The following is a 6,199-nucleotide window of genomic DNA, read 5'->3' as shown; positions in this document are numbered from 1 at the left end:
ACATGGGATTGTGGGCACGGTCGCGTGCCGGCCACGACGTGGCCGGGCTGATCCACCACTCCGACCGCGGAGTGCAATACCGAGCCATCCGCTACACCGAACGACTGGCCGAAGCCGAAGCGGTGACATCTGTTGGCTCCAAGGGGGATTCATACGACAACGCGATGGCTGAGGCGTTCAACTCGCTGTTCAAAGCCGAATGCATCCGTAACCCCGTGATGCGCCCGCGAGGCGGCTGGGCAGGTGTGGGCGAGGTCGAGATCGCCGTCGCTGAGTACGTCGAATGGTTCAACCACCGCCGCCTGCACGGCGAGATCGGACATGTCCCACCCGTCGAGTACGAGAGCGCCTACTGGTCGACCCACACCGTCACCAGCTACCGTGAGAACCCGGTCCCCGCAAACGCTGGAACCAACTAACCGAGCCTCCAGCAAACCCGGGGCGATTCAGTCAGCTATTCGGTCCTATTAGTCGATGCCTACGGAAACGTCTACGACTCGCCCCACCGCCATCCGCCCGGTGGCCGAGTTCGCCCTTCCCGTCAAGACCCTCGCCGACACGCTGATCCAAACCGCACCAGTCGAGTTCTTGCGTCAAACCCAGCGTGCGGCCGACAATGCGGCGCGGGTGCCCGCCTTTGTCGCCCGACAGCGCACCCTGGCAACCGCTTTCGATCGGACCTTCGCCGTCGGCACCGATCTCATCCGCGCTGATCAACAACTACCTCGGAAACCGGTACCGCAACAATTGGATCCATTTCACCAACCTCGGCAACTGGGGCGACAATGTCCTCGACCGCGCGTCGCTCACCGAGCTCATCCAGTTCGGCAACGGAATCGCCACCGCCGCCTATTACCACGCGTTCCGCGGCCAAGCCGGCGTACTGCTCGACGGCAGCCAGGCCGGCGGCTACGTCCTCACCTTTCCGGCATCGGTGATCCCCGAGGCCTCCCGCTTATGGTTGTTGACGGCCTACACGCCGAACTCCGTCGAGATGATCCTCAATCCGATCAACAAGTACGTCGTCGCCGGCTATCCACCGGGCCTGGTACGCAACCGCGACGGTTCCATCTCCATCCACATCGCACGGGTGCGGCCTCCCGGAGTGCCGGAGGCCAACTGGTTGCCCGTTGGCTTCCGTCCCTTCAACGTGATGCTGCGCCTCTATCTCGTCGTGCCCGGATCAGCCGCGGCGAACAACACATACGTGCCACCACCGGTGGTGCCGCGGTAGCCCGGCCGGGAATCAGACCAGCCCGGCGTCCACGACCAAGTCGACTCCAAGCGCGCCGCAAGAGCCGATCGACAAGCTGACGGCAACTCAGGTACCGAAAGGCTTTCCGATGTCCACCCACGCGTCCACCCCGCAAACGCCCATCACCTACATCACCGACGAACCCCCACACCCCAGCGCGCGGTGGCAACTTGCTCGACACTGCACGCTCCTGCTGGCCACGGTCGGGCTCGCCGCGGTGACGGCGTGCAGCGTCTCGATCGGTACCGACGACTCAGCGGTGGAATCCACCTCCGACATCACGATCGGTGAGTGCCTGCAGATCGACGACGAAGCCGATGACCAGGGGAACGTCCGGGCCACCACCATCGCCTGCGACTCCGACGGCCTCACCTTTTACGCCGCCGAGACGGTCACCGCCGACGCCGACTGCGCCGGGGACAACAGCGCAAGCCTGTCCTTCGATGGAGACCCACAGAAGCTCTGCATGACTCCCAACTTCGTCGACAGCCGGTGCTATCAGATCCCGTTGCCGGGCGGACAACTCGTCGATTACCGGGAGTCGGACTGCGCGGCCCCCGCGGCCACCGACACCATCATCGCCGAGGCCGTCACCCGTTCGGACGACTCGATCACCTGCGCAGCCGATCAGACCGCGTGGGTGTTTTCCGAGCCGGAGGCGATCGGATACTGCCTGCGTGCGGTCGAACCCGCCTGAGCCGTTGCGCCGTCTGTCCGAGAGCGACGCCCGTCCGGTGTATCTGTCTGCAGCCTCAGCAGCTACCAGCGTCAATTATCGTCGCCGCCCACCGCTGGCACCGCAGACAGATACACCGACCGGTGGCCCATCGGTGCCGGTGCTCCGCGACCTCGCGGCAACTCGCCCGCGGCCGCTGTACCCGACCACCGCGCGGTGAGCGCAACTCAGAAGTCGAGGCTTCCGCTCCCGATTCCTCCTCCCGCACCCGAGGTGGTCTGCACGCGCACCGAGGCACTGCCGATGTCCAGGTCGGCGACGCTGGTGCAGGTCACGGTGACGGTGTAGTCGGTGTCGGCCTGCAGGTTGGTGATCGTCAGGTCCGTCGCTCGGTTGGGTGCAACAGGTACCGGGTTGCTCGGAATGGACACGTTGACACCGTCCGGGAGTCCGTCGGGCTGCGCCACGGCGAGGCACAGGTATGTGCCGGCGCCATCGTCACCTCGGGCGACCTGCACGGTCACCGAATTGGCGGTCTCCCCCGCCGACGTCACCCCGAATTCGGGAAGCGCAGCGGCCGCGTTGCCCGCCGCGGCGACACCGACTCCGAGGGCCGCCGACAAACCCACTACAGAACAGAGAATTTTCTTTGCCATGGCGACCGAAGGTATCAGCCCGAACGTCCTCCAACAATCCATTCTCGTCACCTTTTTCGCCATTTTCATTCTCCACGCCCGTTGAGTTGCGACTGCGCGAAGATGGCCTGCGGCAATACTTTTGGTCGTACTCGTGCAATCGAATATCGTGTCCGACGGCAGTGCGGAAATGCCATCGACGGACAAGTGCCGAAATGACACTGCCGACCTGGTGTTCCGCGTCGGTGGCACACCGGTGACGTGTGCGACCGCGGCGCGGTAGTCTCCGGCAATGGCGCACCACGTCCAGAACTCCGATCGCACTCTCGTGCTGTTGCACGGTGCGCCGCTGACACCGGAGATCTGGGCGGACACCGTCACACATCTGAGTGGGCGGACAGTGATCACGCCGGATTGCACGCATGTGCCGAACTCCCGGGATGCGCAATCGATCCTGGCCGAACAGGTGGCTGCCGACCTCGAGGGTGATCTCGATCTTGTCGGGCACTCGTTCGGTGGGCAGATCGCGATCGACCTCGCGCTGGCGCACCCCGATCGGGTTCGGACGCTGACCGTGCTGTGCACCCGCGACACCCCGTTCCCGGCGTTCGGACCGGTGGCCGCGCAGGTCCGCGCGGGGTCGGGACCATCGGTTGTCGGGTCGCTGGCACGCTGGTTCACCGCCGCCGAACTGATTGCCGACTCTGATGCGGTGTGTGCTGCCCGAGAACAACTCTCCCAGGCCGACACCGAGGATTGGGCTGCCGCTCTGGCCGCAATCGCCACCTATGACCGATGGTCGCGGACGAGCTCCCTGGCCATGCCGGTCACCGTGGTGGCCGCGGGTAAGGACGGCGTGTCCACGCCCGAGGTCATGGCCGATCTCGCCCGACGCATCCACGGTGCCGAGTTCGATCTGCATCCTGACTGGTCGCACATGTCGGCCTTCATCGACCCGAAAGCATTGGCAGGGCTGATTCAACGCGCCACCGCAGTCGATCACGCCGAGTGATCGATCCCCTCCGATCGATCACTCGGCGCGGGGCACCGCAGTGTGCGTATCAGCTGGTGTCAGAACGTGTTTCCGGATTCGCGGTGGGTGTCGCGGTTTTCGATGGCGGCGATGTCGAGGCGCTAGGCGCCGCACCGGACTTCGGCGCGCTCACCGACTCGTCTCCCCCGCCGGATGCCTCGCCGGTGTCCGACCCGTTCCCGTTGCCGTTGAGTTGATCGGAGTACATCTGCACGAAGTGCTGATGGGTCATCGGCGTGACCTTGTGTTTCTCGTGGCGCAGACCGATGAACAGCGTCGGGATCATCAATGTCACCAGGATGAAGATGGGTAGGCCGACCACCGTGATCACTTCCTGCAGCGCACTGAGTCCGGCCTCGCCGCCGACGACGATGAGCGTTGCGGCCACCGCGCCCTCGGTGAGTCCCCAGAAGGCGCGCTGACGGATCGGGCCGGCTTCGGCATCGCCCGAACACAACATGTCCACCACCAGGGATGCCGAATCCGACGACGTGGCAAAGAACAACGCCACCACCACGACGGCAGTACCCGAGATCAACGTGGTCAGCGGGAAGTTGTCGAAGAACTCGAACATCGCCAACGGCACACTCTCGGCGACGGCCTCGGAGATCGGGCCGCCGTCACCGCCGATACCGTCGATCTCCATGGCCGACCAGCCGAAGATCACGAACCAGACCAGGGTGAACAGCGACGGCGCGATCAGCACGCCGATCACGAACTGGCGGATGGTGCGGCCGCGGGAGATGCGGGCCAGGAACACCCCCATGAACGGTGCCCAGGTCACCGTCCATGCCCAGTAGAACACCGTCCAGCCGCCCTGCCAGCCCCAGCCGCCGTCCTTGGTGAACTCGGCCATGGCGTCGTTCCAGAAGGCAAGGGGCACGACGTCGGAAGCATATGTGCCCAGGCTCTCGATCAGCTGCCGGAGCAGGAACACGGTGTCGGAGAAGATGAGCACGAAGATCATCAGGCCGACCGCCACCAGGATGTTGATGTTGGAGAGCCGTTTGACGCCTTTCTCCAAGCCCACCACGATCGATGAGGTCGCGACGATCGTCAGCGTGGTGATGATGATGACCTTGGCCCACACCGAGTCCGGCAGACCGATGAGTTCGCTGAGACCGGCGTTGATCTGCGAGGTGCCCAGACCCAACGAAACCGCAAGCCCGAAAACTGTTCCCAGCACCGCGACGACGTCGATGGTCTTACCGATACGCCCGTGAATGCGCTCCTTGAGGACCGGATAGAACACCGACGAGACACGCATCGGCAGCTTGTAGCGATAGATGAAGTAACCAAATGCCAAGCCGGGCAGGGTGAAGATGGCCCAGGTGTGCAGGCTCAGGTGATAGAGCGAGATGCTCATGGCATCTTCGGCGGCCTCCGCGCTGTAGGGTTGCACCCCCTCGAACGGCGGATTGGAGAAATGTGAGATCGGTTCTGCCACACCCCAGAACATCAACACCGTGCCGATACCACCGGCGAAGAGCATGGCGAACCACGACAGGTTGGAATACGCCGGTTTGTCATCGTCGTCGCCGAGGCGGAGCCGCCCATAGCGACTGATGGCCACCCAGATCAGGAAGACCAGCCATACCGTCACCCCGAGGATGAAGAACCAACCGAGGTTGGTGACAATCCATTCACGGCCGGACCCGAATGCGTCACCCACCCAATCCTGGAAGATCAGGAACAGCACCAGCAGTGAGATGGTGAGCCCTGCCGACCAGAAGAAGATCTGCGGGTTCGTCTTGAGACCGAGCTTTCGAGCGAGTGTGTCCACAGGTCGCCGTCTCCATCCTCGACGGCTCGATGTCGGGTCGGGATCGCGCGTGTCGGATGTCGTGTGAACCGTCGACTAGAACCCCAGCATCGTCCCCCGATTCGACGATGGCCACCGATGCAATCGCTTCGTTACATTTGCCCCGATTGCCGCAATCGCGTCGGCTTCCGTTCTGATGCACCCGGAGCCGGCCCGCTCGCCAACCGCTCACGACGCGCCGGTCGGCAGATCCCACGAGAAGTTGACGACCATCCCCTCGGCCCCGTCCATCGTCAGGCGTAGCGGGCCGGTCTCCCCTTCCGCCGTCGAGGCGTCGCAGGTCACGGTGGTGCCCGGTTGAGCGGAGATCTCCTGCTGAGGACACTGGACGGCGGTCAACGTGTAGCCGGTCTGCCGACCGAAGTCCGCGCCGATCGAATCGACGATCGAGGACGCCAACAGCCGCTGAGATCCGTCCTGTACCTGCCAGCTGAAGTCGATGGAGTCGTTGTCGTCGTCCACATTCGTGACCTTCACATCCCAAATCGCGACCACCCCCTTCTCGGTCACCGAGCAGTTGGTGGCGTCGTCGACCTCCGCGTCGAGACCATTGGTGCAGTCGATGGCGTCGAGCGCGTCGCCCGTCTGGGCGGCGGCCTCGTCACCGAGTTCGGTCTCGAGTTGATCGGCGCTGAGACCTTGCGAGTCACCGGTGCTGACCGACACCGAGCACCCGGCGAGAACAATCGCCACCGCAAGGATGGCAAACCGGCTCAGGGATTGGTGTTTGCTGGTCACTGCTACTCCTGTCGCGAGGACGGCCGCGGCGGGCGGGCCA

7 protein-coding genes are annotated in these 6,199 nt (G+C 64.3%); 4 read left to right on the top strand and 3 right to left on the bottom strand.

The window, feature by feature from the left end; translation table 11 throughout:
* From VX037_RS23065 to VX037_RS23055, 3 genes are all read left to right on the top strand, one after another.
* Positions 1-419: integrase core domain-containing protein (locus VX037_RS23065; RefSeq protein WP_328716044.1), on the top strand; the 419-nt coding region annotated here is incomplete at its 5' end.
* Positions 420-637: 218 nt separating this feature from the next.
* Positions 638-1,234: a DUF1214 domain-containing protein gene (locus tag VX037_RS23060; protein ID WP_287014607.1), complete on the top strand. Its 597-nt coding sequence runs from the start codon at positions 638-640 to the stop codon at positions 1,232-1,234.
* Positions 1,235-1,343: 109 nt separating this feature from the next.
* The gene (locus VX037_RS23055) at positions 1,344-1,952 is read left to right on the top strand and encodes a pyridine nucleotide-disulfide oxidoreductase (protein ID WP_266062835.1); all 609 of its coding nucleotides are present in this window, start codon (positions 1,344-1,346) and stop codon (positions 1,950-1,952) included.
* Positions 1,953-2,158: 206 nt separating this feature from the next.
* Here the strand turns inward: VX037_RS23055 and VX037_RS23050 are convergent, their stop codons facing one another.
* Positions 2,159-2,587 carry a hypothetical protein gene (locus VX037_RS23050; protein WP_266062837.1) on the bottom strand — a complete coding sequence of 143 codons (429 nt, stop codon included), beginning with the start codon at positions 2,585-2,587 and terminating at the stop codon, positions 2,159-2,161.
* A gap of 271 nt (positions 2,588-2,858) precedes the next feature.
* Here VX037_RS23050 and VX037_RS23045 point away from each other — a divergent pair, with 271 nt between their 5' ends.
* Positions 2,859-3,578, top strand: a complete 720-nt coding sequence (locus tag VX037_RS23045; protein ID WP_328716042.1) for an alpha/beta fold hydrolase — start codon at positions 2,859-2,861, stop codon at positions 3,576-3,578.
* A 49-nt stretch (positions 3,579-3,627) separates the two neighbouring features.
* On the opposite strand, the gene VX037_RS23040 is transcribed toward VX037_RS23045, so the two are convergent.
* Positions 3,628-5,382: a BCCT family transporter gene (locus tag VX037_RS23040; RefSeq protein ID WP_328716040.1), complete on the bottom strand. Its 1,755-nt coding sequence runs from the start codon at positions 5,380-5,382 to the stop codon at positions 3,628-3,630.
* A gap of 207 nt (positions 5,383-5,589) precedes the next feature.
* Positions 5,590-6,159 carry a DUF4333 domain-containing protein gene (locus VX037_RS23035; RefSeq protein ID WP_235721882.1) on the bottom strand — a complete coding sequence of 190 codons (570 nt, stop codon included), beginning with the start codon at positions 6,157-6,159 and terminating at the stop codon, positions 5,590-5,592.
* Between the last annotated feature and the right edge of the window lie 40 nt (positions 6,160-6,199).

This window comes from Gordonia sp. Z-3 (genome assembly GCF_036233855.1).
GTDB classification, from domain to species: domain Bacteria; phylum Actinomycetota; class Actinomycetes; order Mycobacteriales; family Mycobacteriaceae; genus Gordonia; species Gordonia tangerina.
The sequence above is the reverse complement of the archived record's forward strand: the minus strand, read 5'-3'. Positions and strand labels throughout refer to the sequence as shown.

What these genes read in the sequence shown, in the direction of transcription:
- VX037_RS23055 (WP_266062835.1), top strand. Translation starts at nt 1,344, where the DNA reads ATGTCCACCCACGCGTCCACCCCGCAAACGCCCATCACCTACATCACC.
- VX037_RS23050 (WP_266062837.1), bottom strand. Translation starts at nt 2,587, where the DNA reads ATGGCAAAGAAAATTCTCTGTTCTGTAGTGGGTTTGTCGGCGGCCCTC.
- VX037_RS23045 (WP_328716042.1), top strand. Translation starts at nt 2,859, where the DNA reads ATGGCGCACCACGTCCAGAACTCCGATCGCACTCTCGTGCTGTTGCAC.